Consider the following 26,092-nt stretch of genomic DNA (forward strand, 5'->3'; position numbering starts at 1 on the left):
GTACGAGCCGTGCTGACCTCCGCCGATCTGGTGCGATTTCTCGCCGATGTGCTCGCCGAGGCGGAAAAGGCCGTTCCGGGGGGTGTGGGGGGTCGTCCCCTCGACGATGACCGCGCCGGGCAGGGGCTGTACGGCCGTCCGGCACCGCCCGCGGGGTCGCGCGGCCGCCCGTAACGGGAGAAGAAGTATGAACCTCGGGCCATAATTGAGCGTCTTTCCGTCAAGGACGGTCGCTCGAAGGGAAGCCCACATGGGGGTTCGGCGCACGGAAGAGCCGCGGGACGAGACGTCGCGCGGCGAGCGGAGGGACGGCGCACGCCGCCGGTCCTCCGACGACGGGCGGCTGACCTCCGCCGTCCGCCGCAGCGGCCCGTACGCGGCCGTCCGCGACGTGGTCTACCGGATGTACGAGCGCCGCGTCGAGGCGTCGATTCCGGCCGATGTCACACCCCGCCACATCGGCGTGATCCTGGACGGGAACCGTCGCTGGGCCCGGGCGATGGGCCTGGCCGACGTCAGCTCCGGGCACCAGCGCGGCGCCGCGAAGATCTCCGAGCTGCTGCAGTGGAGCGCCGAGGCCGGAGTCGAGGTCGTCACGCTCTGGCTGCTGTCCACCGACAACCTGACCCGTCCGGCCGTCGAGCTGGACCCGCTGCTGGAGATCATCGAGAACACCGTGGGCAAGCTCGCCTCCGACGGCTGGAACGTCAAGCCCGTCGGCGCCCTCGACCTGCTGCCCGATAAGACCGCGCGTGTCCTTAAAGATGCGGGTGAGGCCACATCTGGTGCTCCCGGCCTGATTGTGAACGTCGCGGTTGGGTATGGAGGTAGGCGTGAGATCGCTGATGCGGTGCGCTCACTGCTCATCGAGCAGGCGAGCCGGGGCACCAGCATCGAGGAACTCGCCGAGTCCCTCGACGTGGAGCACATCGCGGAGCATCTCTACACGCGCGGCCAGCCGGATCCGGACCTGGTCATCCGCACCTCGGGGGAGCAGCGTCTCTCCGGCTTCATGCTCTGGCAGAGCGCCCACTCGGAGTTCCACTTCTGCGAGGTCCACTGGCCGGACTTCCGCAAGGTGGACTTCCTCCGGGCGGTGCGCTCGTACGCCGCGCGGCACCGGCGCTACGGCACCTGACGGCCGGCCTCGCGGTCGGCCTCCCCACGGTCTGCCTTCGACCGCTCCAGGCCGCCGTCGCGCCACCGGTTCGTCCCCCATAGTCAGGGAGATCGAGTGGCCACAACCTCCGCGCGCCGTCCCGGCCAGTCCGGGAACAACTCCGGGGCATCCGTCCCGGATCGGCGCACGTACGTCCTCGACACCAGCGTCCTGCTCGCCGATCCCGGGGCGATGACCCGGTTCGCCGAGCACGAGGTCGTACTCCCCATCGTCGTCATCTCCGAGCTGGAGGCCAAGCGCCACCACCACGAGCTCGGATACTTCGCCCGGCAGGCCCTGCGCACGCTCGACGATCTCCGTCTGCGGCACGGCCGGCTGGACGAGCCCGTATCGGTCGAGGGGCCGGTCGGCGACCAGGGCGGCACGCTCCGCGTCGAGCTGAATCACTCCGACCCGAGCGTGCTGCCGGACGGTTTCCGGCTGGGCGACAACGACACCCGGATCCTGTCGGTCGCGGCGTGGCTGGCCCACGAGGGCCGCGACGTCGTGCTGGTCTCCAAGGACCTGCCGATGCGGGTGAAGGCGTCCGCGGTCGGCCTGGCCGCCGAGGAGTACCGGGCGGAGCTGGCGGTCGTGGAGTCCGGCTGGACCGGGATGCGCGAGCTGGAGGTGCCCGCGGCGCTCGTCGGGGAGATGTTCGAGGCGGGCAGCGCGGACATGGAGCAGGCGCGTGACCTGCCGTGCCACACCGGGCTGCGGCTGCTGTCGGAGAAGGGCTCGGCCCTCGGCCGGACGCAGCCGGACAAGTCCGTGAAGCTGGTGCGCGGCGACCGGGAGGTGTTCGGGCTGCGCGGCCGGTCCGCCGAGCAGCGGATCGCGCTCGACCTGCTGATGGACGAGGACGTCGGCATCGTCTCGCTCGGCGGGCGGGCCGGCACCGGCAAGTCGGCCCTCGCCCTGTGCGCGGGGCTGGAGGCCGTGATGGAGCACGGGCGGCACCGCAAGGTCGTGGTGTTCCGGCCCCTGTACGCGGTCGGCGGCCAGGAGCTCGGCTACCTGCCGGGCACCGAGAACGAGAAGATGTCGCCGTGGGGCCAGGCCGTCTACGACACCCTGTCGGCGGTGACGACGCCGGAGGTCATCGACGAGGTCGTGGACCGTGACATGTTGGAGGTCCTGCCGCTCACCCACATCCGCGGCCGCTCGCTGCACGACGCGTTCGTGATCGTGGACGAGGCCCAGTCGCTGGAGCGCGGGGTGCTGCTGACCGTCCTGTCGCGGATCGGCGCGGGGTCGCGGGTCGTGCTGACCCATGACGTGGCGCAGCGCGACAACCTGCGGGTGGGCCGCCACGACGGGGTCGCGGCGGTGGTGGAGCGGCTCAAGGGGCATCCGCTGTTCGCGCACGTGACGCTGACGAGGTCGGAGCGGTCGCCGATCGCCGCCCTGGTCACCGACATGCTCGGGGACGTGGGCGCCTAGGAGCTGGCGCCTGGAGCCGGCGTCTGGAGCGGGCGCCTGGAAGGAGTACGACACCGACCCCGGTGGCCGACGGGCCGCCGGGGTCGGTCGTCGCCGGGCCGTCCGGCCGTTTCTCTACGGAACGTGATCGTTAAACGCCGTTCCGTGCTTTGGTGATGAAGGTCACATATGCTCACGCGGCGGCGGAGATCCCCTGGTCCCCTCGGAGTTTCGGCAATGTTCCGGTCAAGTTGACAACGGTCCCACCCGCAGCATTTGTCTCGTTTCGGTTGCGAAGCATCCCTCGACCTCAGGCATTGTGGCTCCCCGTAAGCACCCCCGAACGGTGCCGGCCGGAGCGCAGCCCCCTGAACGATGCGCGACGGACACGGCGCCGGCCCGGGTCCGGGACCGTCCGACCTGCGGGCGGCGGGGCCGGGCCCCAAGGGTGGAAACAGTTCGTGCGCGTGTCCATGCGCGCCCGACCGTCGGAAGGACCGCCTTGTACGGAGACCGTCCCGGGTCCCCTAGGCGAGACGATCGACAGAGCTTTGGCCCCCAGGAGCCGTGGCAGGACGCGACTGGCCCTTCGGACCCGGCCCAGAACCCGGCGGAGGCGCCGGGGCAGTACCCGGCCCAGCCGTTCGACCCGTTCACCCCCGCTCCCCAGCCCGCGGCGCGGGAGGGGGACGACGTGAAGGTCGCCGGCGGCGACCGCGCCCAGATGGCGGCGCCCGCCGGTGACACGCTCGGCTTCCGGTCCGTCCCGGCCGAGCCGTTCGAGGCCGGAGGACCCGCCGGGGACCCCCGTGACGAGATCGCGTCCGGCGCGGGCCGACCGCCGCGCGCAGCCGCGCGGGCGGGCTCCGGCAAACGCAACGGCCTGCGGGTCGCCGCGGTCCTCGCGGGCGCCGCGGTCGTGGTCGGCGGCGGCGCCGTCGGCGCGTTCGCGCTGACCGGCGGCTCCGGCGGCGACGGTGCCACCGTCGCGCCGACCAAGCAGCTGGCCGACGCCGCGCCCAAGGTCGACCCGAAGGTCCAGGAGGCGGAGCGCCGCAAGCTCGCGCTGGAGCGCGCCTCCCGCGAGACGCGCCAGTACGACGGCAAGGGAGTGGACCTGCGCCCGAAGGGCGAGCCGATCCCGACCAAGACGCCGGAGAAGAAGGACGATGACGACGGTGGCGGCGGTGGTGGCAGCGGTGGCGGTGCCCCGGCCGGCGACCCGGTCCCGGCCGGCGAGGCGCAGCGGATCGCCAAGGGCATGATGCCGAGCTTCGGCTTCTCCGGCGACGGCCAGTTCGGCTGCCTGGTGAAGCTGTGGGACAAGGAAAGCGGCTGGAACTCGCGGGCGAAGAACCCCTCGTCCGGCGCGTACGGGATCCCGCAGGCGCTGCCCGGCTCCAAGATGGCCAGCGCGGGCTCCGACTGGGAGACCAGCGCCAAGACGCAGATCAAGTGGGGCCTCGGCTACATCAAGGACCGCTACGGCACCCCGTGCGGCGCATGGGAGCACTCTCAGAACGTGGGCTGGTACTGACCCTCGGACGCGTCCCAGGGGGCCGAGAGAGCCTCCTGGGACGCGCGAGGCGTTCCACGGCTCAGGACGAGCCGGTCATCCCCAGCACGTCGAGGGCGTCGTCGAGCTGCTCGACGGTGAGTTTTCCGCCGTCCACGTAACCGCGTTCAAGCACGACCTCGCGGATCGTCTTGCGTTCCTGGAGCGCCTGCTTGGCGACCTTGGCCGCCTCCTCGTATCCGATGTAGCGGTTCAGGGGCGTCACGATCGACGAGGACGACTCGGCGTACTCGCGCATCCGCTCCACGTCCGCCTCGATTCCGTCCACGCAGCGGTCGGCGAACAGCCGTGACGCGTTCGCCAGCAGGGTGATCGACTCCAGGACGTTGCGGGCCAGCATCGGCAGCATCACGTTCAGCTCGAAGCTGCCCGACGCGCCGCCGAACGCGATCGCCGCGTCGTTGCCGATGACCTGGGCGGCGACCTGGGTGACCGCCTCGGGGATCACCGGGTTCACCTTCCCCGGCATGATCGACGAGCCGGGCTGCAGGTCGGGCAGCCGGATCTCCGCGAGCCCGGCCCGCGGGCCGGAGCCCATCCAGCGCAGATCGTTGGCGATCTTGTTGAGGCTCACCGCGACGGTGCGCAGCGCGCCGCTCGCCTCCACCAGGCCGTCCCGCGCGCCCTGCGCCTCGAAATGGTCGCGGGCCTCGGTCAGCGGCAGCCCGGTGACCCGCGCGATCTCCGCGGTGACGCGGCCGCCGAAGCCGTCCGGGGTGTTGATGCCGGTGCCGACCGCGGTCCCGCCCAGCGGCAGCTCCGCCAGCCGGGGCAGGACGGCTTCCAGCCGCTCCACGCCGTAACCGATCTGGGCCGCGTATCCGGCGAACTCCTGGCCCAGCGTGACCGGCGTCGCGTCCATCAGGTGGGTGCGGCCGGCCTTCACGACGGTCGCGAACTCGTCCGCCTTGCGTTGCAGCGCGTCCCGCAGATGCCGCAGCGCGGGGATCAGATCGTTCAGGACGGCCCCGGTCGCCGCGATGTGGATGGAGGACGGGAACACGTCGTTGGACGACTGAGAGGCGTTCACGTGGTCGTTCGGGTGCACGGGCCGGCCGAGCCGCTCCTGCGCCAGCGTCGCGACGACCTCGTTGGCGTTCATGTTGGACGACGTCCCGGACCCGGTCTGGAACACGTCGATCGGAAACTGGTCGTCCCACCTGCCGTCCGCGACCTCGCGGGCGGCCTCGGTGATCGCGGCCGCGAGCTCTCCGTCGAGGACGCCGAGTTCGGCGTTCACCGTCGCCGCCGCGGCCTTGATGTGGCCGAGCGCGGCGATGTGCGCGGCCTCCAGCGCCCGTCCCGAGATCGGGAAGTTCTCCACCGCGCGCTGCGTCTGGGCCCGCCACTTCGCCGCGGCCGGTACCCGGACCTCGCCCATGGAGTCGCGCTCGACCCGGAACTCCCGCTCACTCATGGCATGCCACCCTTGTCTGGACCAGTCACTGCCTGGAACCCGTCACCGCCGTCTTCCATGGCAGCTTCTCAGGTGGCCGCTCTCATTCCCGCCCCGAACCGTCTGGGACCCGGATCACTCTCCGTTGATGGTGTAGTTCTTGCGTTCGCCCTGCTTGCCGACGGGCTTCTGCTCGCCGTTCACCCAGACGTCGCAGGCGGACGCGTCGTAGACCACCGCGTTGATGCGCGGCTGGTCGTACTGCCGCGCCTCGTTCTTCTTCAGGGTCTCGTCGCTGAGCACGGTCATCGCGTTGCCCGGCACCGACACGAAGATCTTGCACGCGTCGGTGCGGGCCCGGACGACCAGCGTGCTGGTCTCGATGCCGGGAGGGGCCTGCGCGTCGCCGCCGGGTGCGGGGCTGGACGTCGTCGCGGTGGCGGAGGGGCCGGGGCTCTCCCGCATCATGCCGACGATGAGCGCGGTCGCGCCGATGCCGCAGGAGGCGACGGTCGCGCCGATGAGCGCGATCACGGCCATCACCCGGTAGCGCGGCGTCGCGGGGCGGCGTCCCGACCGGGGGCCGGCGAGCGCGCGTTCGAGCCGGTCGACGGCGCGGGCGTGGCTGAGGCGGCGGGTCGGGTTCTTCTCCAGCAGCCCGACGATCACGGGCGCGAGGGCGCCGGCGTTCTGCGGGGCGGGAGTCGACTCGTTGGCCAGGGCGCTCAGCGTCGCCATCACGTTGTCGCGCTCGAACGGCGGATGCCCCTCCAGGGCGGCGTACATCGTCGCGCCGAGCGACCACAGGTCGGACCGGGGGGTGGCCTTCTCCCCGGCGGCGACCTCGGGCGCGACGTAGGCGGGCGAGCCCATGAAGTGGCCCGTCTTCGTCAGGCTGGCCGACCCCGAGGAGAACGCGAGGCCGAAGTCGGTGAGCACGACGCGGTCGCCGTCCAGAAGGACGTTGCTGGGCTTGAGATCGCGGTGCACGATCCCGGCCTTGTGCGCGGTGTTGAGGGCGTCCAGCAGGGCGCGGCCGATGTGCGCGACGCGTTCGGGCGGCAGAGGCCCCGAGCGCTCTATGAGGTGTTCGAGGCTGGGCGCCTCGATCATCTCCATCACGATCCAGGGACGGCCCTGTTCGATGACGACGTCGTACACCTCGACGATGGAGTGCGTGCGCAGCTGAGCCGGCGCGCGCGCCTCTCGGAGGGTACGGCGGTAGAAGAGCACCCGGTCGTCCTCGGAGAGGTCCTCGGGAAGCCGCAGCTCCTTGACCGCCACGGAGCGATCGAGAAGTTCGTCATGCCCTCGCCAAACGGTGCCGTTGGCGCCCTGACCTATCTCCGAGACCAGCCGGTAGCGCGTCGCTAGAACGAGGCGCTCTGACTGTGACATGGCGGAAAAGATACCGGAGTGGCCAGCCGGTCATCGGGGAGACCTCATTACCAACTTGGATTTTGGGCCGATAATGTGACCTACCGGCCAGAAGCCTCGGGAAAGCGCGGCTGACGACCCCGCGGGACGGAGTTGTCAGCCGCTGTCGATCGTCAGCGCCTGCCGATTGTGAGGACCGGGCCGGTGGTGTCGGCGAAGAAGTCGCCGCCCTTGTCGTCCACCACGATGAACGCCGGGAAATCCTCCACCTCGATCTTCCAGACGGCCTCCATGCCGAGCTCCGGATACTCCAGGACCTCCACCTTCTTGATGCAGTCCTGCGCGAGCCGGGCGGCGGGGCCGCCGATCGAGCCGAGGTAGAAGCCGCCGTGCTCCCTGCAGGCGTCGGTGACCTGCTTGGACCGGTTGCCCTTGGCCAGCATGACCATCGAGCCGCCCGCGGCCTGGAACTGCTCGACGTAGGAGTCCATCCGCCCGGCCGTGGTCGGGCCGAAGGAACCGGACGCGTAGCCCTCCGGCGTCTTGGCCGGCCCCGCGTAGTAGACGGCGTGGTCGCGCATGTACTGCGGCATCGGCTCGCCCGCGTCCAGCCGCTCCTTGATCTTGGCGTGCGCGATGTCGCGGGCGACGACCAGCGGCCCGGTCAGCGACAGCCGCGTCTTCACCGGGTACCGGCTCAGCTCCGCCCGGATCTCCGCCATCGGCCGGTTCAGATCGATGTCGATCGCACTCCCCCCGCCCGCCCCGGCCAGTACGACCTGGTCGTCCAGCTGCTCGCCGGTGGTCTCCGGGAGGTACTGCGCCGGGTCGTCCTCCAGCCGCTCCAGGAACACGCCCTCCGCGGTGATCTTGGCGAGGGCCTGCCGGTCGGCGCTGCACGACACCGCCATGGCCACCGGGCAGGACGCGCCGTGTCGCGGCAGCCGGATCACCCGCACGTCGTGGCAGAAGTACTTGCCGCCGAACTGCGCGCCGATGCCGAGCTTCTGCGTCAGCTCGAACACCTGAAGCTCCAGCTCCAGGTCGCGGAAGCCGTTGCCCAGCGCAGAGCCCTCGGTCGGCATCGTGTCCAGGTAGTGCGCGGAGGCGTACTTGGCGGTCTTCAGCGCGTACTCGGCGGACGTGCCGCCGACCACGATCGCCAGGTGGTACGGCGGGCACGCGGCCGTGCCGAGCGAGCGGATCTTCTCCTCCAGGAAGGACATCATCCGCTTCGGGTTCAGGACGGCCTTGGTCTCCTGGTAGAGGAACGACTTGTTCGCGCTGCCGCCGCCCTTGGCCATGAACAGGAACTTGTACGCCTCGCCGGGCGTCGCGTACAGCTCGATCTGCGCGGGAAGGTTGCTGCCGGTGTTCTTCTCGTCCCACATCGTCACCGGCGCCATCTGCGAGTAGCGCAGGTTCAGCTTCGTGTACGCGTCGTACACGCCGCGGGAGATGTGCTCCTCGTCGTTCCCGTCGGTCAGGACGTGCTGGCCGCGCTTGCCCATCACGATCGCGGTCCCGGTGTCCTGGCACATGGGCAGGACGCCGCCGGACGAGATGCCCGCGTTCTTCAGCAGGTCCAAGGCCACGAACCGGTCGTTCGGGGACGCCTCGGGGTCGTCCAGGATCCGGCGGAGCTGCGCCAGGTGCGCGGGACGCAGCAGGTGCGCGATGTCGCGCATCGCGGTCTCGGTGAGCAGCCGCAGCGCCTCCGGCTCGACCTGCAGGAACGTCCGCCCGTTCGCTTCGAACGTGGAGACCCCGTCCGAGGTCAGGAGCCGGTAGTCGGTCTCGTCCGGTCCGAGCGGCAGCAGGTCGGTGTAGGAGAATTCAGGCATCTCAGGCAGTTCCTCGCGCGATTCCGATGGGACCGCCCACAGGGTACGACCCGGGGGCGCGGGCCGAAGACGCCCCCACCCGCTACCTTTCAACGGACGGGCTCCGCTCGGCCCTCCGGGGTCGGGAAGGCCGGGGAAAGCCCGTTTGTGACGCGCGACCCGCCTTCCGGCGCTGAACGTCATGTGACCGACCTTCATCTTCCCCTCGACCGGACCGCAGGGCGGCTGGCGGCCCAGATCGCCGCCGGGTTCCGCGGAGCCGTGCGGTCCGGCCGGCTGACCGCCGGGACCCGGCTGCCGTCGAGCCGTGACCTGGCCCGCGACCTGGACGTCTCCCGCGGCGTCGTGGTCGCCGCCTACGAGCAGCTGACCGCCGAGGGGTTCCTGGTCGCGCGGCGCGGCGACGGCACCCGCATCGCGCCGCTGGCCCGTCCCGACGAAGGCCCCCCGCCGGCGGACGGCGCCACGCCGCCGCCGTCCGGGCCCCGGCCGGAGCCCGAGTTCCCCTACGACCTGTGGCCGGGCCGGCCCGACCTGTCCGCGTTTCCCCGCGAACGCTGGATCGCCGCCGCCCGCACGGCGCTGCGCACGCTCCCGCACGACGAGCTCACCTACCCCGACCCCGCCGGCGTCCCGGCCCTGCGCGCCGAACTGGCCGGATACCTCGCCCGGGTGCGCGCCGCCCGCGCCGACCCCGCCCGCCTCGTGATCATGAACGGGGTGGCGCAGGGGCTGTCCGCCCACCTGCGGCTGCTGCACGACGACGGGCACGACGTCCTCGCCGTCGAGGACCCGACCCACGACCGGCAGCTGCCGATGCTGGCGGCGTCCGGCCTCCGCGTCGTCCGCGTCCCCGTGGACGGCGAGGGCATGGACGTCGGCGCGCTCGCCCGCACGGGGGCGCGGGCCGTCCTGGTCACGCCGGCGCACCAGTACCCGACCGGCGTCGTCCTGTCCCCGGCCCGCCGCGCCGAGCTGATCTCCTGGGTGCGGGACGTGGACGGCCTGATCCTGGAGGACGACTACGACGCCGAGTTCCGCTACGACCGCGAGCCCGTCGGCTGCCTCCAGGGCATCGAACCGGACCGCGTCGTCCTGCTGGGCTCGGTGAGCAAGTCCCTGGCCCCCGCGCTGCGGCTCGGCTGGGCCGTCGCGCCGCCGGTCATGGCCGGGCGGCTGCGCGAGCACCGCGAGAACACCGACCTCGGGGCGCCCGTCCTGGAGCAGTACGCCCTCGCCGGGTTCCTCGGCGGCGGCGGGTACGACCGCCACCTGCGGGCCATGCGGCGCCGCTACCGGTCCCGGCGGGACGCCCTCGCCGAGGCCCTCGACGTCCATCTGCCGGGAGCCGTGGTTCGCGGCGTCTCAGCGGGCATCCACCTCTATGTGGAACTGCCGGAGGGATGCGACGAGGCCGGGGTCGTCGCCCGCGCGGCACGCGCCGGAGTGTCGGTCGCGGCCGCCCACCCCATGTGGTCTCCGGCGCGCGCGGGCCACGCGCGGCCCGCGCTCGTCCTCGGCTACGCCCGGCTCCCGGAGAGCCGCCTGGTCAAGGCGGCCGAACTCCTGGGGCAGGCGATTACTCACGGTGCCGGGGGGTAGGACAAGCTTCCCCGGTGTAGGAGGTATGCATGAGTCTGGATGAGGCCGCACGGCAGCTGAAGATGGCCGGCCATGACGCGCAGGTGGCCTTCGACTGCATCGGCCTTGGCGACCTGGCAAGGGCACAGGAGCACGCCGTGACCCTTCGGGCGGCCGCCGACGCCGCCGAGGTGGCCCTGAGCCGAGCCCTGCAAGACCTGACGCCGGAACAGGCCCAAGCCGAGGGGGAGAAGGCCATCACCGCGATGGAAGACGCCTGACCTGCTCTGAGCCCCCGGTTCGCGCTCCGGCGTGACCGGGGGCTCGCCTGTGTCCGGAAGGATGTGTCCGGGCGGATCAGGCCACCGGGCGTTTCATCGCCGGGGCGTCCGGCCGGGCGCCCTTCACCGGAGTGGGGTCGAAGCCCCTGGCCGTGGCGAAGACGACCAGGATCAGGGCGGCGGGGAGGATGAACGCTATGCGCAGGCCGTTGTCCTCGCTCAGCGGGGCTATCGCGCCGACGATCGCGGCGCCCAGGACGAAGCCGACGTAGTTGAAGATGTTCACGCGGGCCACCGCCACGCCCAGGCCCGTGGGGTCGACCCGTCCGGCGGCGGAGAAGCAGACCGGGGCGATCACGGCGAGCCCCAGGCCGGCGACCGCGAACGCGGCGATGGCGAAGGCCGCGTTCGGCGCCGCGACGACGCCGAACATGCCGATGACGCCGACCGCGCCGCCGAGGCGCACGACCCGCACGGGGCCCGAGCGGCGGACGGCGAGGTCGGCGACGGCGCGGCTGATCACCATGGCGACCTGGTACGCCACGTAGCCGAGGGGCGCGATCCAGTCGGCGCCGGACAGTTCGTCGTCCAGGTACTTGGCGCCGTAGTTGGAGATGGCCGAGTCCGCGAGGTAGGCGACGGCCATCGCGGCGCCGACGATGAGGATCGGCCGCCACGGGACGCTGCGTCCGGCCGCCTTGAGTTCCGCGGCGGTCGGCCCGCCGCCCTCCTCGTCGCGGCTGTAGAGCCGGTGGCCCGTCGCGAGGGAGGCGGCGATCCCGGCGGCGGCCGCGATCGCGAAACAGGCGAACAGCGGCAGGTCGATCCTGTTGGCGAGCGAGGCCCAGAGGCCGCCGAGGATGCCCGCGACGCTCCACACGGCGTAGAAGCCCGTGATCAGGCTGACCCCGTACCGGCGTTCGACCGCGACGGCCTGCGCGTTCATCGAGGCGTCCACCGCGCCGACGAACAGGCCGAACGCGGCGACCGCCACGTACAGGGCGATGTCGTTGTCGCCGGTGAGGCCGATCAGCGCGATCGTGACGGCCACCGCGGGCTGGGACACGCGCAGCACGACGCCGCTGCCGAACCGCTGGAACAGGGCTCCGGACACGACGCTGCCCACCCCGGCGACCAGCGGGACCATCAGCAGCACCAGCGAGAGCGTGGCGTCGCTCAGGCGGTGCGCCTTCTGCATCTGCGGGACCTGCGTCACCAGGGAGGCGAAGCAGAGCCCCTGGACGGCGAACGCCGTGTAGGCGGAGAACCGGGCCTGCCGGTCCCGCGTGGTGATGCCCTGGCTCATGGCGGGCCGACCTCTCTGCGCCGAACGCGAAGAAGATTCGCGTCAGCGTACCCCCTCAGTCGATGAGGCGCTTGCGCATCCCGCGGACCGCGATGATCCACATCAGCGCTGCGAACAGCACCAGGGCGCCCAGATGCCCGAGGTCGGCCAGCGGGTCCAGGCCGAACACCGCGTCCCTGACCAGCTCGACGCAGTGGTACAGCGGGTTGAAGTACGAGGCCGTCTGCGCCCAGCCGGGCAGCGCGTCGACCGGGAAGAACGTCCCGGCGATCAGGAACAGCGGCGTCACCACACCGGTGATCACGTAGTCGAACGAGTTGATCGACGGGACCACCGACGACGTCCATATCCCGAACAGGCCGAAGCCGAGCGCGGTGAAGAACGTCACGAACGGCACGAGCAGCATCCCGAACGAGGGGTCCAGGCCGAAGAACAGCGCGACGACGAGCGGCGTGCACGAGTACACCGCCGACTTGGCCGCGATCCACAGCGCCTCGGCCGTCACCAGCTCGTGGACGTCCACGGGCGCGGCGAGCATCCCGTCGTAGGTGTGCTGGAACACGCGCCTGATGTAGGAGTTGAACATGCCCGGGAACACCGAGGTGAACAGCGCCGCGACCCCGACGACGCCCGTCGCGACGAAGTCCAGGTACCGGTAGTCGCCGATCACCGCGATCATTGAGCCGAACCCGTAGCCGAACGCGAGCAGGAAGAACGTCGGCTCCACCATCGAGGCGAACGACTGCGACACCCAGTACCGCTTGTAGAGGGCGAAGTCGTGCCGCCAGATGCCGCGCACCGGCGCGAACTCGAACCGCCGGAGCCGCGGCGCCCGCTCCTCCTGGACGGTCGTTCCCGCTCCTTGCGGGGAGGCGACCCCCCGCACCCCCCGGTTCGCTCCGCTCATTCCACACGCTCCCCGGTCAGCACGACGAAGACGTCCTCGAGATTGGAGGCGCGGCGGACGCCGTCCGGGCCCAGCTCGTCCTCCAGGGACGGCGGGATGGTCTCTGCCTTCAGGACCGACACCGACGGGCCCGTGCGGCGGGTGGACAGCCCGGCGGCCCTGGCCACCCGCTCCACCTCGGCCAGCCGGTCGGGCGGCCCGTAGTGCTCGACGACCCGGTCGCCCGCGTACTCGGCCACCAGCTCCGACGGCGAGCCCCGGGCGATGACGCGGCCGTGCGACATCAGCGCGCAGTCGTCGGCGAGCCGCTCGGCCTCCTCGATGTAGTGCGTGGACATCAGGACGGTCGTGCCCCTGGCGCGCAGCCCGTCGATCAGCCCCCACAGCTCCGCCCGCACCTGCGGGTCGAGGCCGACGGTCGGCTCGTCCAGCAGGACGAGGGCGGGCGTGTGCACCAGCCCGCGCGCGATCAGCAGCCGCCGCCGCATCCCACCGGACAGGTCGTCGACCTTGGTCAGCTGCTTGCCCGTCAGATGCGCCAGGACCAGCGCGTCGTCCACCGCCTGGCGCCGCGCCTTGCGCGGCACCCGGTACAGGTGCGCGAACACCTCGAGGTTCTCGCGGGCGGTCAGTTCCTCGTCGAGGTTGTCCTGCTGCGGGACGACGCCCATCGCGGCCCGCGCGCGCTTGGACTCGCGCGGAATCTGGAAGCCCAGCACTTGGATGCTGCCCTCGTCGGCGATGGCCTGCGCGGTCAGCATCTTCATCGTGGTCGACTTGCCCGCGCCGTTCGGGCCGAGGAGCCCCAGGCACACCCCTGCCGGGACCTCGAGATCGAGCCCGTCCACGGCGGTGAAGTCACCGAAGCGCTTCACCACGCCGCGCAGGTTGATCGCGGCCGCCGCCCCGGAACTCGGCGGGGCAGCCTCGATCTGGGCGCGTTGCAACGTCATACCCCTCACAGTACGAAGAACATCGGACATAACCCCAACGGTTTTCGGGACGGCCCCACGCAGCCCGGCGGCCGGTCCCACCGGCGGTTAATCTCTAAGTGTGGACGTCCCCCATCACCCGGCCGCCGGAAAGGTGGCAAGCGTGCGCGACCTGCGCGCGTCCGACGCCGACCGGGAACGCGTCGTCGCCGTGCTCGGCGAGGCCGTCGCCGACGGCCGCCTCACCATGGACGAGCACGCCGACCGCACCTCCCGCGCCTACGCCGCCCGCACCCTGGGCGAACTCACCGGCCTCACCGGCGACCTCAGCCCCGAGGAGGCGCAGCCCATAATCGTGGACGACCGCCCGGTGTCGGTCGTGTTCGGCCGCACCCACCGCGACGGCCGCTGGGTCGTCCCGGTGAAACTCACGCTGGTCGCCCTGTTCGGAACGGTCGAACTGGACCTGCGCGAAGCCGTCCTCCAGCGCCGCCACATCGTGGTCGACACGCTGATCCTCGGTGGCCGGATCCGGCTCCTGGTCCCCGACGGCGTCCGCGTGGACGTCACCGGCCGCACCATCCTCACCACGCGGGACGTGCGGGCCCGCCCCGCGGACGAGGGGCCGACCATCGAGGTCGCCGGCACCATGATCTTCGGCTCCGTCCGCGCCCGCGCCCCGAAACTCCGGCTGCGCACCCGCTTCCGCAACCGCCTCACCCGCGGCTGAGTACGGCCGGCCGGCTAGACCGCGGTGTCGAAGTTGATCGAGCTGTAGGCGCGGAGCTTGTTCAGCCTGTGCTCGCTGGAGATCGTCCGGATCGTCCCGCTGCGCGAGCGCATGACCAGCGAGTGCGTGACCGCCGTGCCCTTGCCGTAGCGGACGCCGTCGACCAGCTCGCCGTCGGTGATGCCGGTCGCCGCGAAGAACACGTCGTCCGACGTCACCAGGTCGTCGGTGGTCAGCACCCGGCCGAGGTCGTGTCCGGCGCCGATCGCCTTCTGCCGCTCCTCGTCGTCCTGCGGCCACAGCCGGCCCTGGATCACCCCGCCCAGCGCCTTGATCGCGCAGGCCGCGATGATGCCCTCCGGCGTGCCGCCGATGCCGAGCAGCAGATCGACGCCCGTACCGGGCCGGGACGCCATGATCGCGCCGGCGACGTCGCCGTCCAGGATGAACTTGATCCGGGCGCCCGCCTCGCGGACCTCCCGCACGATTCCCTCGTGCCGCGGCCGGTCCAGGATGCAGACGGTCACGTCGTTGGGCTCGGAGCCCTTGGCGCGCGCGATCGCCCTGATGTTGTCGGCGATCGGGCGCTCGATGTCGACGACGTCGGCGGCCTCCGGCCCGGTCACCAGCTTCTCCATGTAGAACACCGCGGACGGATCGAACATCGACCCGTGCGGCGTCACCGACAGCACCGCGATCGCGTTGTTCATGCCGAGCGCGGTCAGCCGGGTCCCGTCGACGGGGTCGACCGCGACATCGCATTCGGCGCCGGAACCGTCGCCGACCCGCTCGCCGTTGAACAGCATCGGCGCATGGTCCTTCTCGCCCTCGCCGATCACCACGGTGCCCTTCATGGACACCGTGTTGATCAGCTGGCGCATGGCGTTCACGGCGGCCCCGTCGGCGCCGTTCTTGTCCCCGCGGCCGACCCAGCGGCCCGCGGCCAGGGCGGCGCCCTCGGTCACCCGCACCAGTTCCATCGCCAGGTTGCGGTCCGGAGCCTCGGGCTCGGTCTCGAGCGGAGAGGAAACGGTGGTCTCATCGGACATGACGCGGCAGCCCCTTCGGTCAGTGAACGATCCCATCCGGCCTGTCGCCAGGGACGTGACCCGGTTCGGGGCCACACCGGGGGATGGAGAACGTTCAGTGGTGACTCGGATTGTCCGTGGACCGGACGCCCGGCCACAAATTGGACCAGACCAGCCGGAGCGCCTGCCGTCCCGGCCGGTGAACACCTAGTGTGCGCGGACGATATTTGACGGTCACACGGGCAAGGGATCGTTTCCCCATGGGAGAGGGCGTAACCTCAGGCGTCATGAGCAGCCACATCGACGTCCCGTCCGGCGAGGTGACACGGAACGGGGGCGCGCGGGCGGCCGACGTCCCCGCGCGGACCTCCGACCGCGGGGCCGCCACCCGCGGCGCCCTGCTGGACGCGGCGCGGGACGTCTTCTGTGAATCCGGTTTCGCCCAGGCCGCGGTGACCGACATCGTCGCGAAGGCGGGAGCCAGCGTCGGCAGCCTCTACCACCACTTCAACGGCAAGGCCGATCTGTACCTGACGCTGTTCGAGGAGTTCCAGACCGGGCAGCAGGAGCGCACCCGCAAGGCGATCAACGCCGTCCGCGACGCGGGCGAGACCGACCCGATGCGGCAGTTCATCGCCGGCGCGGGCGCCTACCTCAACGGCTGCCTGGAGGAGCGGGACGTCGCGCGCCTGTTCATCTCCGGCGACGGCCCGCCCGGGTTCGACCGCGTGATGCGGCAGCGCCTCAACCGGTGGGCGCGCCGCAACGCCGCCCTGTTCCACACCGCGGACGGCGGCGTGGACGAGGCCCTGGTCATGGTGCTGACCGGCGCGATGGCGGGCGCGGTGTCGGAGATCTCGCTGATGGACGACGAGGACGCCGCCCGCAAGCTCGCCGAAGAGATCATGGGCATCGTCGGCACGATCAGGAACCCCCGTACGGAGCAGAGCTGACAGTGCGGGATCCTGGTGGGGTGACCGACAAGACTCCATCCTCCGCCTCGGCGGCCGAGGAGACCCCGCTCGAAGGGGAGCCCGCACGCGAGGGGGAGGCCCCGGCTCAGCAGGAGGCCCCGCCCGGACCGGAGGCCCCCGCCCAGCAGGAGGCCTCGCCGAAGCCTGAGGCCTCGCCGGAGCCTGAGGCCTCGGCGGAGCCTGAGGCCTCGGCGCAGCAGGAGGCGCCCCGCGAGGGGGACGCCCCCGCCGGGCGGCCCGTGGTCGAGGTGAGCCCCGCCGTGCACAAGCGGCTGACCACCGGGCTCGGCGGCTTCGCCCTGGCGATGGGCGCGTGCCTGCTGCTCGTGCTGGCCATCTACGCCATCACGCCGCGCAGCGACAAGGAGGTCCTGCCGACCGTCGACTACGGCGCGCAGCTGTGGGCCATGCGCAACGACGCGCCGTACACCGTGCACGCCCCCGAGGGGCTTTCGGACCGCTGGCGTCCCACCAGCTCCCGGCTGAACGGCCTCGGCCAGGGCGGCGGCGAGCCCGTCGCCTGGCATCTCGGGTTCGTGACGCCCGGCGACGAGTACGCGGCGCTGGAGCAGAGCAACGAGAAGGCGTCGGAGTACGTCCCGCGCATGGCCAACAGCAGCAAGCCCGTCGGCACGCAGCAGGTGAACGGCCAGACCTGGACCAAGTACCACCGCGAGGACAAGCAGGCCAACTCGCTGGCCCGGACCCTGCCCGGCGGGGTGAGCCTCGTGGTGACCGGCACGGCGACCTACGAGGAACTGGCGGTCCTGGCGGGCTCGCTCAAGCCGCAGTCCAAGGACAACGCGCCGCTGACGCCCTCCTCGGGTGCGGCCGAAACAGGATCCTGAGGCTCGGAACGGCGCGGAGCCCAGAGGCGCGGAGCCCAGAACGGCGCGGCACCTGGAACGGCGCGGCGGCTAGAACGGCGCGGCGGCGTCGCCGTCCTCGGGCCGCGCCATCGCCGCGGCCAGCCTCGCGCGGGCGCCCTCCAGCCACTCCTCGCAGATCGCGGCGAGCTTCTCGCCCCGCTCCCAGAGGGCGAGGGACTCCTCCAGCGTCAGCCCGCCGGCCTCCAGCCGCTTGACGACATCGGCCAGCTCGTCCCGCGCCTGCTCGTACGACGGCTTGTCCGCCGTCCCCGTCTCGTCACCCATCCGCCCCACTCTTCCATCCTCGATAACGACCCGTACGCCCGGAACGCCTCACGGCCCGTCGCGGTCCGTGACCGTGACGCCGAGCCGGCCCTCCGCCAGCCGGACCTGGAGCCGCTCGCCGTCCTTGACCGCCGCGGACTCCCGCACGACCGCCGCGTCCTCCCGCTGGACGATCGCGTACCCGCGCTCCAGCGTCGCGGCGGGGGACAGGGCCACCAGCCGGGCGCGGGTGTGCGACAGCTCGTCCCCCGCCCGGTCCAGCGCGCCGGACAGGCAGCGCCGCGCCCGGTCGCGCAGCGCCAGGACCTGCTCGGACTGCCGCTCGACCTCCCGCACCGGGTCGGCCAGCGCAGGCCTCGACCGGACCGACTTCAGCCACGCCAGCTCCCGCTCCACGCCGCCCGCCAGGCAGCGCCGCCCCCGGTCGCGCAGCTGCCGGACGAGCTGGAGCTGCTCGCGCACGTCCGGGACCGTCTTCTTCGCCGCGTCGGTCGGGGTGGACGCCCGCACGTCCGCGACCAGGTCCAGGAGCGGGCCGTCCTGCTCGTGCCCGATCGCGCTGACCACGGGGGTGCGGGCCGCGGCCACGGCGCGGACCAGCGCCTCGTCGGAGAACGGCAGCAGGTCCTCCATCGCGCCGCCGCCCCGCGCGATGATGATCACCTCGATCTCGGGGTCGGCGTCCAGCGTCCGCAGCGCCTCCATCACCTCGCCGACCGCGTACGAGCCCTGCACCGCCGTGTTCTCCACCCGGAAGGCCACCGCGGGCCACCGCCGCCGCGCGTTCTCCAGGACGTCGTGCTCGGCGTCGGAGTCGCGCCCGCAGATCAGCCCGATCCTGCCCGGCAGGAACGGGAGCGGGCGCTTGAGCTCCGGGCGGAACAGCCCCTCGGCGGCCAGCACCCGCTTGAGCCGCTCCAGGCGGGCCAGCAGCTCACCGACGCCGACCGGCCTGACCTCGAGGACGCTGAGCGAGAACGAGCCCCGGTTGATCCAGAAGTCGGGTTTGGCGTGCACGACGACGCGGGCGCCGTCGGTCACCGCCGGCCCCGCGGCCTCGAACACCGCGCGGGGGCCGACTACCCGCACCGACATGTTGGCCACGGGGTCGCGGAGCGTCAGGTACACCGTCCCGCCGCGGGCGTTGAGGTCGGTGATCTGTCCCTCGACCCAGATGCGGCCGAGCTTCCCGATCCAGCCGCTGACCGCCTGCAGGACCGTCCGCACCGGGACGGGAGATTCGGCCGAGGTCTCCATTGCCATGCGGGCAGCCTACGGTGATGTCCGTGACTGTGACCGCATCCGAACGCGAGCTCGCCGAACGGCTCAATCAGCGCCTCCGCCATGTCGTGCTGATGCTCCGGCAGGTCAGCGCCGACCAGCCGATCACCAGCCAGCAGCTGTCCGTGCTCGGCTCGCTGGAGCACGGGCCGCGCCGGATGACGGAACTGGCCGCCGAGCACGGTGTCCGGCTGCCGACCATAACCGCCCAGATCAACCGGCTCGAACGCGACGGACTCGTCACGCGCGGCCGGGACGGCGGCGACGCGCGTGTGGTCACCGCGCGCCTCACCGAGGCCGGCCGCGGCCGTCTCGCCGCCGGACGGCACCGCAGGATCGGCTTCCTGGCCGAACGGCTCGCCAACCTGACGGACGAGGAACGCGCCGCCGTGGCCGCTGCGCTCCCCGCCCTCGACAAGCTCTTCGACATACCCTGACCGGCCGACCGGGCCCCTGCCCACATGGCGAAGGGCCCCTGGACGACCGTCCGGGGCCCTTCTCTTTGTCGTGGTCGCTCAGCTGAGGCCGTTGAGCTTCGCTATCCGGCGCTCGTACATGCGGATGACGTCCTCACGGGCGGCGTGCTTGCGCTCGTACTCGCGCAGCAGCTTCACCTGGTCGACGGACAGGCCGCGCAGGCGCGCGCGCAGTTGCGGCAGCGTGGCGCTGTCGTAGTCGGGGACCGGCAGGTCCGCCGCGAGGTGCTCGGCCTCGGCCGGCGCGGCGGGCTTGGACTCCGGCTTCGGCTCGAACGCCGCCTCGTCCTTCGCGGCCGGCCCGTCCTTGGCCTCCGCCTCGCCCTCGCCCTTCGCTTCCGCCTCGTCCTTGCCCTTCGGCTTGCCCTTGCCTTTGGCCTTGTCGGCGGGCCCCGTCTTGTCGGCGGGCCCGGTCTTGTCGGCGGGCCCGGTCTTGTCGGCGGGCCCGGTCTTGTCGGCAGGCCCTGTCTTGTCGGCGGGCTTCGGGCTCGGTGCGGGCTTGGCCTGGGGCGCGGGCTCCGGCTTCGGCTCGGCGGGCGTCGGCTTGGGCGCGGGCTCGGCGAACGGGCCGGCCTTCTCCGTCGAACCGGTCTTGTCCGTGGAGTCGCCCGGCTCAGCGCGGTGCTTGCCCGGCGACGCGGGCTTCGCCGGCTTCGGCGGAGGTCCCGGGCGGGTGTGCTTGGGCGCGTGCCGCGCCCCGGCGCCGGGCTTGCCGATCGTGATCTCCTCGCCGGACTGCTGCTTCGCCGCCGGCCTGGCGGGCCTGGCGGGCCTGGTCCGGCGGACGGGCTCGGGCTCCGGCTCGCCGTCCTCGCCGCGCACCCGCTCCACCACCTGGCCGACGACCTTCTCGGCGGTGCCCTGCACGTCGTCGCGCAGCCGTCCGAGCACCGGCTTCACGCCGCCGCCCTCGGTGATCTCCTTGTAGTCGCGCGTGACCCGGTCCCCGAGCAGCAGCGCGCGGCCGACGCCGAACATGGCCAGCCGGACGGCGTGCAGCGGAAGGTCGCGGACCTGTTCGCCCACCGTTTCCTGGACCTGCTGCTTGAGGCGGCGCGGCGATCTCGTCATCGTCTTTCCTCTTCCTTGCCGTCCCTGAACACCGAATCGGGTCATACGGCTACGTCTGGTCGAAGTTCACTCTGCCCCATGGGTGCGATCGTGGTCACCCCGGGTTAATGGATTTATGTCTAAAAGCGGCGTGCGGTGGGTCACACGCGTACCCCCACCAGAGCCGTATCCCCGCCGGTGGCGGGGATGCACACATCCGGCGGAGAACTCCCCGTGCTGCACGCCCCCCGCGCGGTCCCTCGTACGATAGGGGTATGACCGCCAACAGCCAGCGCCGTGTCCTGCTCGCCAAACCGCGTGGTTACTGCGCGGGCGTCGACCGCGCCGTGGAGACGGTCGAGATCGCCTTGGAGAAGTACGGGGCCCCGATCTACGTCCGCAAGCAGATCGTCCACAACGTCCACGTCGTCAAGACGCTGGAGGAACGCGGCGCGGTCTTCGTGGAGGAGACCGAGGAGGTCCCCGAGGGCTCGATCGTGGTCTTCTCCGCGCACGGCGTCGCGCCGGCCGTCCACGAGGAGGCACAGGGCCTGGCCCTGCGCACCATCGACGCGACATGCCCGCTGGTCACCAAGGTCCACAAGGAGGCCGTGCGGTTCGCCGCCGACGACTACGACATCCTGCTGATCGGCCACGAGGGCCACGAGGAGGTCATCGGCACCACCGGCGAGGCCCCCGACCACATCCACCTCGTGGACGGCCCGGACGACGTCGCCAACGTCAGCGTTCGAGACCCCGACAAGGTCGCGTGGCTTTCGCAGACCACGCTCTCGGTCGACGAGACCGTCGCCACCGTCGAGAAGCTCCGCGAGCGGTTCCCGAACCTGATGGACCCGCCGTCCGACGACATCTGCTACGCCACGCAGAACCGGCAGGTCGCCGTGAAGGACATGGCGGCGCAGTCGCAACTCGTCCTGGTGGTCGGCTCGACGAACTCCTCCAACTCCGTCCGCCTGGTCGAGGTGGCCAAGGAGCACGGCGCGGACGACGCCTACCTCGTCGACTACGCCGAGCAGATCGACCCCGCCTGGCTGGAGGGCGTCACCACGGTCGGCGTCACCAGCGGCGCCTCCGTCCCGGACGAGCTGGTCCACGGCGTCCTGGCCTGGCTGTCCGAGCGCGGCTTCGGCGAGGCGGAGGAGATCGAGTCCGTCGAGGAGCACATGCGCTTCTCCCTTCCGAAGGAACTCCGCAAGGACCTCCGCATCACGCCGGTGTAGGGGCTCAGTCCACATCGCCGTGGTGGAGGCGGCGGCGTTCCGCCGTCGTGGTGGGGGACTCGTCCCACCGGACGGGGTTCTCGTTCTCCTCCTTCTCGAAGAGGCGGACGCCGACGAGCTTGTCCCGCAGCTCCCGGACGTTCGTCATCAGGCCGCGGGCCAGGCAGATGGCCACTACCAGCAGCGTCCCGAAGAACAGCCACGGCGCCGTCGAGGCGAGCGCGGTGAGCACGCCGACGGTGAGGCCGCGCACCAGCGACCCGTTGCCGAGCGTGGTGGCGAACTCGACCGCGAACGTGGCCGCGAGGAACACCAGCGGCGGGCTGACCACGAGCGTGAGCAGGTCGGCGGGTCGCGTGGCGAACGCGGCGAGCGCGCAGCCGACCGCGAACCCGGCCCCGGCGAACAACGGCACGCCGAGCCAGCGCGACAGCAGCCCGCAGATCACCCCGGCGCCGAACATGACGACGATGCCGCCGCGTCCGGTGAGGGTGATCGGGCTCGCCGGGGAGGCGGCCGAGTGCGATCGCGGAGAGGATGCACCGCGCTGACGTCGCACTGGACCCCCAGAGACCGGCGACGCCCCGCTCGGCGCGTCGCGTATCGACGATGAACTCATGGCCACCTCTCTCGCCGATCGAACCGCTCTATCTGCTCGGGGATGGCCTGTCCGCCGAAACCTACAGGTTCCGTGGCCGAGTCAGGCTGGGAGCGTTCTTCGCCGGGGTTGTGGTCGTCCTCCAAGGGGGCTTGGTGGTGGTCCGGAGGGGAGTCGAAGAGGGCGTCGTGTCCGGTCAGCTCGGCCGCGGAGAGCGAACGGGGGCCCTCTTCGACCGGGTGGGGGCCGTCCAGGTCGTCCTCGACCACGCCCAGTTCGTTCAGCTTGCGCGCACTGACGAGCACGCGTGTTTCGAGGGATCCGACCGTCCGGTTGTAGGACTTGATGGCACCGGTCAGCGCGCGGCCCAGCTCGTCGACGTGCTGGCCCATCGTGCCCAGCCGCTCGTACAGCTCCCTGCCCAGGTCGAAGACCGCGCGGGCGTTGCGTGACAGGGCCGCCTGCTGCCACGCGTACGACGCCGTCCGCAGCATGCTGATGAGGGTCGTGGGCGTGGCGATGTGCACCCGGCGGCGCATCGCGTACTCCAGCAGGCCGGGGTCGCGGTCCAGAGCGGGCGCCAGGAACGCCTCGCCCGGGATGAACAGCACGACGAACTCCGGTGACGGACTGAACGCCTGCCAGTAGGACTTCGCCGCCAGACGGTCGACGTGGTCGCGCATATGGCGCGCGTGCGCGTCCAGCCGCACGGGATCGCCGCTCTCTGCGGCCTGAAGGTAGGCGGCCAGGGAGACCTTGGAATCGACCACGATGCTCTTGCCGCCGGCCAGCCGCACCACCATGTCGGGGCGAACCGTGCCGTTGACCGTGAACGCACTGGCCTGCTCGTCGAAATCGCAGTGATGCGTCATCCCGGCCAGTTCCACGACACGGCGTAGCTGGAGCTCGCCCCACCGTCCCCGGGCCTCGGGCCGCTGCAGGGCCCGGACGAGCGACTGCGTCTCGCGGCGCAGCTGGTCGGAACTCTGCCGGACGAAATCGACCTGCTTGGCCAGCATCGCGTGCGACTCCCGGCGGCCCGTCTCCACCTCGCGGAGCTGCTCCTCCACCTTGGCAAGCGTCTCCTTGAGCGGCGCGACCAGATGCTCGACCGCCTGCTGGCGCCGCTGCAGCTCGCCCGCGGCCTCGACGCCCGCCGCCTTCAGGCGGGCGTCCGCCAGCTCAAGGAAGCGCTGGTTGCTGGCGTCCAGCGCCTTCGCGGACAGGTTCTCGAAGTGCTCGGCCATCCGCTCCTCGGCGTAGGCGAGCTTCTCCTCCGCCGCCTTGGCCCGCGCGATCAGCGTGCCCTGCCGGCTCGTCGCGAGCGCGTACCCGGCGACGACGCCGAAGACGGCTCCGACGAGCAGGCCGGCGAACAGCGCGAGGTCCATCCATTCATCGTGACAGCGCGGCGCCGAACGGCGACCGCGACGCGCCGTGACCCCCCGGGGCACCGGACATTCGGCTCAGGATTCACCAACCTGTGGCCGCCCGGACGATCCGGGCAGCCCGAGGGGTCCGCCGCCGCCCATAAACTTGACGGCCGTGAGCCTCTCCATCGGAATCGTCGGACTGCCCAACGTCGGCAAGTCCACTCTCTTCAACGCGCTGACCAAGAACGACGCGCTGGCCGCCAACTACCCGTTCGCGACCATCGAGCCCAATGTCGGCGTGGTCGGGGTGCCCGATCCGCGCTTGGCCGTGCTGGCGGAGATGTTCGGCTCGCAGAAGATCATCCCCGCGACGATGGAGTTCGTCGACATCGCCGGCATCGTCAAGGGCGCGTCCGAGGGGCAGGGCCTCGGCAACAAGTTCCTGGCCAACATCCGGGAGGCCAGCGCGATCTGCCAGGTGATCCGGGCGTTCGAGGACGCCGACGTCACCCATGTGGACGGCGAGACCGACCCGTCCCGCGACATCGAGACGATCAACACCGAGCTGATCCTGGCCGACCTCCAGACGATCGAGAAGGCGCTGCCGCGTCTCGACAAGGAGGCCCGCACCAAGAAGGACAAGGAGAAGCTCGCCGTCGTTGACGCCGTCAACGCCGCGCAGAAGCTCCTGGACGACGGTGTCACCCTCTTCGCGGGGGCCGAGAAGGCCGGGATCGACCTCACGCTCCTGCGCGACCTGCACCTGCTCACGGCCAAGCCGTTCCTCTACGTCTTCAACCTCGACGAGAGCGAGCTGACAGACGAGGCACTGCGCGCGCGCCTGCGCGACCTGGTCGCTCCCGCCGAGGCGATCTTCCTCGATGCCAAGATCGAGGCGGAGCTGATCGAGCTGCCGGACGACGAGGCGCTCGAACTCCTCCAGGGCATGGGGCAGGACGAGCCGGGACTGTCGCAGCTCGTCCGGATCGGGTTCGCGACCCTCGGCCTGCAGACGTACCTGACGGCGGGCCCCAAGGAGGCGCGGGCCTGGACGATCCGCAAGGGCGACACCGCGCCGGAGGCCGCCGGGGTCATCCACACCGACTTCCAGCGCGGCTTCATCAAGGCCGAGGTCGTCTCGTTCGACGACCTCACCGCCGCGGGCTCCATGGCGGGGGCCCGCACGGCCGGCAAGGTCCGCATGGAGGGCAAGGAGTACGTCATGCAGGACGGCGACGTCGTGGAGTTCCGCTTCAACGTCTGACCGCGTCCCGGTCTGACGGTGTCCCGGTCTGATGGTGTCCCGGCGATATGAACAGGGCCGTTACCTGTGTGACTTTGGCAACAGCCGGTCTCTCTGGGCCTGAAGTTACCTCTGAGCTGGGCGTTCTGTCCTGAGATGTCCCGAATCCGACAGAATGACGGATTCTTTCGGGAACAAATTGCGACCTTCCACGTCAGCCGGTAACCAAGCACCTCCCGACTCGCGCCGCTTGTCCGGAACCTGGACCTGCGCACTGTTCGGAGCCTTGGATAGGGGATCGTCACCGTTTGGCAATCTTCCCCGTTCCTGCTGAGGTGGATTGCATTATCCACAACCGCGTGCCGGGGCTGTGCTTTGCTGGGATGCGCTGGAACAATTGACGCCCGTGGTTACCCTGGGCCCGAGGTGGGTTCAGAAAGGCCACCGGCAACATGACCAGACACATGACCGCGCCGACCGGGGGCGAGGCGCGAGCGGAGGCAGGATGGCTCGCAGGTCGGCCGTGCGACGCGGCCGTGACACCGCCGTCGTCGAGGAGACGGCGGCGCCCGGCCGGGCGCTCTCGTCCGCCGACCCGTGGGAACCACTGGGCGGCGACGACCGGAGCAGCGGCCGCTCGGGCGGCGGTGACGGCAGGCGCGGAGGCGGCCGCTGGGGCGGCTCCGGCGGGCGCTGGTGGGTCTGGGCCGGCCGCGCCGTGCTCTGGGCGCTGATCATCGTCATCCTCGTCAACGGCATCCGCGCCCCGTTCGAACGCTTCACCGCGGAGGAGACGTCCGGGGGGACCACGCCCGCGTCCAAGCCCGCCAGGGGAGCCGGTTTCCCCAGCAGCGCCGCCGGCGCGTTCGCCCTCCAGTTCGCCAACGTCTATCTGAACTACGACCAGAACAACGCCCCCGCCCGCGAGGCGCAATTGCGGACCTTCCTCCCCGACGGCGCCGACCCGCAATTCGGCTGGAACGGCGTCGGCAAGATGCAGGTGGAGCCCGTCCAAGTGGCCGGAGTGGACGCCCGCGACGCCAACAACGCGACCGTGACGCTGCTGGCCCGCACGTCCGACAAGTGGCTGCGCCTCGCTGTTCCCGTGTACGCCGACAAGAGCGGCTCCCTGGTCGTGTCCGCCCAGCCCGCCATACTTCCCC

General features: G+C 71.4%; 24 protein-coding genes. 12 read left to right on the top strand and 12 right to left on the bottom strand.

Annotated elements, in window-relative coordinates; all coding sequences use genetic code 11:
• Window positions 1–250 precede the first annotated feature (250 nt).
• From E1285_RS26345 to E1285_RS26355, 3 genes are all read left to right on the top strand, one after another.
• Complete coding sequence (locus tag E1285_RS26345) at window positions 251–1,138, top strand: isoprenyl transferase (protein WP_132156632.1); 888 nt, start codon at window positions 251–253, stop codon at window positions 1,136–1,138.
• A 96-nt stretch (window positions 1,139–1,234) separates the two neighbouring features.
• The gene (locus E1285_RS26350) at window positions 1,235–2,602 is read left to right on the top strand and encodes a PhoH family protein (protein ID WP_132156634.1); all 1,368 of its coding nucleotides are present in this window, start codon (window positions 1,235–1,237) and stop codon (window positions 2,600–2,602) included.
• Window positions 2,603–3,275: 673 nt separating this feature from the next.
• Entirely contained in the window at window positions 3,276–4,118 is an 843-nt protein-coding gene (locus tag E1285_RS26355; RefSeq protein ID WP_243723061.1) for a lytic transglycosylase domain-containing protein, read from the top strand.
• 61 nt (window positions 4,119–4,179) lie between these two features.
• On the opposite strand, the gene E1285_RS26360 is transcribed toward E1285_RS26355, so the two are convergent.
• The 3 genes from E1285_RS26360 to E1285_RS26370 form a co-directional block, all read right to left on the bottom strand.
• A complete protein-coding gene (locus E1285_RS26360; RefSeq protein WP_132156636.1) occupies window positions 4,180–5,574 on the bottom strand; it encodes a class II fumarate hydratase in 1,395 nt (464 codons plus the stop codon).
• A 114-nt stretch (window positions 5,575–5,688) separates the two neighbouring features.
• A complete protein-coding gene (locus E1285_RS26365) occupies window positions 5,689–6,951 on the bottom strand; it encodes a serine/threonine-protein kinase (protein ID WP_132156638.1) in 1,263 nt (420 codons plus the stop codon).
• A 152-nt stretch (window positions 6,952–7,103) separates the two neighbouring features.
• The gene (locus tag E1285_RS26370; RefSeq protein WP_132156640.1) at window positions 7,104–8,774 is read right to left on the bottom strand and encodes a fumarate hydratase; all 1,671 of its coding nucleotides are present in this window, start codon (window positions 8,772–8,774) and stop codon (window positions 7,104–7,106) included.
• Window positions 8,775–8,957: 183 nt separating this feature from the next.
• On the opposite strand from E1285_RS26370, the gene E1285_RS26375 reads away from it, so the two are divergent.
• Both E1285_RS26375 and E1285_RS26380 read left to right on the top strand, forming a co-directional pair.
• Window positions 8,958–10,376 carry a PLP-dependent aminotransferase family protein gene (locus E1285_RS26375; protein ID WP_132156642.1) on the top strand — a complete coding sequence of 473 codons (1,419 nt, stop codon included), beginning with the start codon at window positions 8,958–8,960 and terminating at the stop codon, window positions 10,374–10,376.
• A gap of 29 nt (window positions 10,377–10,405) precedes the next feature.
• Complete coding sequence (locus E1285_RS26380; protein WP_132156644.1) at window positions 10,406–10,636, top strand: hypothetical protein; 231 nt, start codon at window positions 10,406–10,408, stop codon at window positions 10,634–10,636.
• 76 nt (window positions 10,637–10,712) lie between these two features.
• Here the strand turns inward: E1285_RS26380 and E1285_RS26385 are convergent, their stop codons facing one another.
• Genes E1285_RS26385 through E1285_RS26395 form a run of 3 tightly spaced genes read right to left on the bottom strand, consistent with a single transcriptional unit; the run spans window position 10,713 to window position 13,802 of the window.
• Complete coding sequence (locus E1285_RS26385) at window positions 10,713–11,942, bottom strand: MFS transporter (RefSeq protein ID WP_165966770.1); 1,230 nt, start codon at window positions 11,940–11,942, stop codon at window positions 10,713–10,715.
• Window positions 11,943–11,997: 55 nt separating this feature from the next.
• Complete coding sequence (locus tag E1285_RS26390) at window positions 11,998–12,849, bottom strand: ABC transporter permease (RefSeq protein WP_132156646.1); 852 nt, start codon at window positions 12,847–12,849, stop codon at window positions 11,998–12,000.
• A complete protein-coding gene (locus tag E1285_RS26395) occupies window positions 12,846–13,802 on the bottom strand; it encodes an ABC transporter ATP-binding protein (RefSeq protein ID WP_207946839.1) in 957 nt (318 codons plus the stop codon). Before E1285_RS26395 ends, E1285_RS26390 begins: the two co-directional genes overlap by 4 nt.
• A gap of 142 nt (window positions 13,803–13,944) precedes the next feature.
• Here E1285_RS26395 and E1285_RS26400 point away from each other — a divergent pair, with 142 nt between their 5' ends.
• Window positions 13,945–14,511, top strand: a complete 567-nt coding sequence (locus E1285_RS26400) for a DUF1707 domain-containing protein (protein ID WP_243723062.1) — start codon at window positions 13,945–13,947, stop codon at window positions 14,509–14,511.
• Between the two features lie 14 nt (window positions 14,512–14,525).
• On the opposite strand, the gene glpX is transcribed toward E1285_RS26400, so the two are convergent.
• On the bottom strand, window positions 14,526–15,560 hold the full coding sequence (glpX, locus tag E1285_RS26405) for a class II fructose-bisphosphatase (protein ID WP_132156648.1): 1,035 nt from the start codon (window positions 15,558–15,560) through the stop codon (window positions 14,526–14,528).
• Between the two features lie 266 nt (window positions 15,561–15,826).
• Between glpX and E1285_RS26410 the strand changes: the two genes are divergently transcribed.
• A complete protein-coding gene (locus E1285_RS26410) occupies window positions 15,827–16,492 on the top strand; it encodes a TetR/AcrR family transcriptional regulator (protein WP_132156650.1) in 666 nt (221 codons plus the stop codon).
• Window positions 16,493–16,512: 20 nt separating this feature from the next.
• Window positions 16,513–17,361 carry a DUF4245 domain-containing protein gene (locus tag E1285_RS26415; RefSeq protein WP_243723063.1) on the top strand — a complete coding sequence of 283 codons (849 nt, stop codon included), beginning with the start codon at window positions 16,513–16,515 and terminating at the stop codon, window positions 17,359–17,361.
• Window positions 17,362–17,430: 69 nt separating this feature from the next.
• Here E1285_RS26415 and E1285_RS26420 read toward each other — a convergent pair whose 3' ends face one another.
• On the bottom strand, window positions 17,431–17,667 hold the full coding sequence (locus E1285_RS26420) for an exodeoxyribonuclease VII small subunit (protein WP_132156652.1): 237 nt from the start codon (window positions 17,665–17,667) through the stop codon (window positions 17,431–17,433).
• A gap of 48 nt (window positions 17,668–17,715) precedes the next feature.
• Complete coding sequence (gene xseA / locus E1285_RS26425) at window positions 17,716–18,930, bottom strand: exodeoxyribonuclease VII large subunit (RefSeq protein ID WP_132156654.1); 1,215 nt, start codon at window positions 18,928–18,930, stop codon at window positions 17,716–17,718.
• A 23-nt stretch (window positions 18,931–18,953) separates the two neighbouring features.
• Between xseA and E1285_RS26430 the strand changes: the two genes are divergently transcribed.
• On the top strand, window positions 18,954–19,385 hold the full coding sequence (locus tag E1285_RS26430; RefSeq protein ID WP_347814103.1) for a MarR family transcriptional regulator: 432 nt from the start codon (window positions 18,954–18,956) through the stop codon (window positions 19,383–19,385).
• A 78-nt stretch (window positions 19,386–19,463) separates the two neighbouring features.
• Here the strand turns inward: E1285_RS26430 and E1285_RS26435 are convergent, their stop codons facing one another.
• Complete coding sequence (locus tag E1285_RS26435) at window positions 19,464–20,495, bottom strand: hypothetical protein (RefSeq protein ID WP_132156658.1); 1,032 nt, start codon at window positions 20,493–20,495, stop codon at window positions 19,464–19,466.
• Window positions 20,496–20,749: 254 nt separating this feature from the next.
• Between E1285_RS26435 and E1285_RS26440 the strand changes: the two genes are divergently transcribed.
• Window positions 20,750–21,715 carry a 4-hydroxy-3-methylbut-2-enyl diphosphate reductase gene (locus E1285_RS26440; protein WP_132156660.1) on the top strand — a complete coding sequence of 322 codons (966 nt, stop codon included), beginning with the start codon at window positions 20,750–20,752 and terminating at the stop codon, window positions 21,713–21,715.
• Window positions 21,716–21,719: 4 nt separating this feature from the next.
• On the opposite strand, the gene E1285_RS26445 is transcribed toward E1285_RS26440, so the two are convergent.
• Both E1285_RS26445 and rmuC read right to left on the bottom strand, forming a co-directional pair.
• Window positions 21,720–22,274 (bottom strand): DUF6542 domain-containing protein, encoded by a 555-nt coding sequence (locus tag E1285_RS26445; RefSeq protein ID WP_243723064.1) that lies wholly within the window; start codon window positions 22,272–22,274, stop codon window positions 21,720–21,722.
• 56 nt (window positions 22,275–22,330) lie between these two features.
• Complete coding sequence (rmuC, locus tag E1285_RS26450) at window positions 22,331–23,704, bottom strand: DNA recombination protein RmuC (RefSeq protein WP_132156662.1); 1,374 nt, start codon at window positions 23,702–23,704, stop codon at window positions 22,331–22,333.
• Window positions 23,705–23,858: 154 nt separating this feature from the next.
• Between rmuC and ychF the strand changes: the two genes are divergently transcribed.
• The gene (gene ychF, locus E1285_RS26455) at window positions 23,859–24,950 is read left to right on the top strand and encodes a redox-regulated ATPase YchF (RefSeq protein ID WP_132156664.1); all 1,092 of its coding nucleotides are present in this window, start codon (window positions 23,859–23,861) and stop codon (window positions 24,948–24,950) included.
• Between the two features lie 484 nt (window positions 24,951–25,434).
• A partial coding sequence (locus tag E1285_RS26460) for a conjugal transfer protein (RefSeq protein ID WP_243723065.1) occupies window positions 25,435–26,092 on the top strand: 658 nt, incomplete at its 3' end.

The organism is Actinomadura sp. 7K507 (genome assembly GCF_004348425.1).
In the GTDB taxonomy this organism is placed as follows: Bacteria; Actinomycetota; Actinomycetes; order Streptosporangiales; family Streptosporangiaceae; genus Spirillospora.

What these genes read in the sequence shown, in the direction of transcription:
- E1285_RS26345 (WP_132156632.1), top strand. Translation starts at nt 251, where the DNA reads ATGGGGGTTCGGCGCACGGAAGAGCCGCGGGACGAGACGTCGCGCGGC.
- E1285_RS26360 (WP_132156636.1), bottom strand. Translation starts at nt 5,574, where the DNA reads ATGAGTGAGCGGGAGTTCCGGGTCGAGCGCGACTCCATGGGCGAGGTC.
- E1285_RS26365 (WP_132156638.1), bottom strand. Translation starts at nt 6,951, where the DNA reads ATGTCACAGTCAGAGCGCCTCGTTCTAGCGACGCGCTACCGGCTGGTC.
- E1285_RS26370 (WP_132156640.1), bottom strand. Translation starts at nt 8,774, where the DNA reads ATGCCTGAATTCTCCTACACCGACCTGCTGCCGCTCGGACCGGACGAG.
- E1285_RS26380 (WP_132156644.1), top strand. Translation starts at nt 10,406, where the DNA reads ATGAGTCTGGATGAGGCCGCACGGCAGCTGAAGATGGCCGGCCATGAC.
- E1285_RS26385 (WP_165966770.1), bottom strand. Translation starts at nt 11,942, where the DNA reads ATGAGCCAGGGCATCACCACGCGGGACCGGCAGGCCCGGTTCTCCGCC.
- E1285_RS26390 (WP_132156646.1), bottom strand. Translation starts at nt 12,849, where the DNA reads ATGAGCGGAGCGAACCGGGGGGTGCGGGGGGTCGCCTCCCCGCAAGGA.
- E1285_RS26395 (WP_207946839.1), bottom strand. Translation starts at nt 13,802, where the DNA reads ATGACGTTGCAACGCGCCCAGATCGAGGCTGCCCCGCCGAGTTCCGGG.
- glpX (WP_132156648.1), bottom strand. Translation starts at nt 15,560, where the DNA reads ATGTCCGATGAGACCACCGTTTCCTCTCCGCTCGAGACCGAGCCCGAG.
- E1285_RS26410 (WP_132156650.1), top strand. Translation starts at nt 15,827, where the DNA reads ATGAGCAGCCACATCGACGTCCCGTCCGGCGAGGTGACACGGAACGGG.
- E1285_RS26420 (WP_132156652.1), bottom strand. Translation starts at nt 17,667, where the DNA reads ATGGGTGACGAGACGGGGACGGCGGACAAGCCGTCGTACGAGCAGGCG.
- xseA (WP_132156654.1), bottom strand. Translation starts at nt 18,930, where the DNA reads ATGGCAATGGAGACCTCGGCCGAATCTCCCGTCCCGGTGCGGACGGTC.
- E1285_RS26435 (WP_132156658.1), bottom strand. Translation starts at nt 20,495, where the DNA reads ATGACGAGATCGCCGCGCCGCCTCAAGCAGCAGGTCCAGGAAACGGTG.
- E1285_RS26440 (WP_132156660.1), top strand. Translation starts at nt 20,750, where the DNA reads ATGACCGCCAACAGCCAGCGCCGTGTCCTGCTCGCCAAACCGCGTGGT.
- rmuC (WP_132156662.1), bottom strand. Translation starts at nt 23,704, where the DNA reads ATGGACCTCGCGCTGTTCGCCGGCCTGCTCGTCGGAGCCGTCTTCGGC.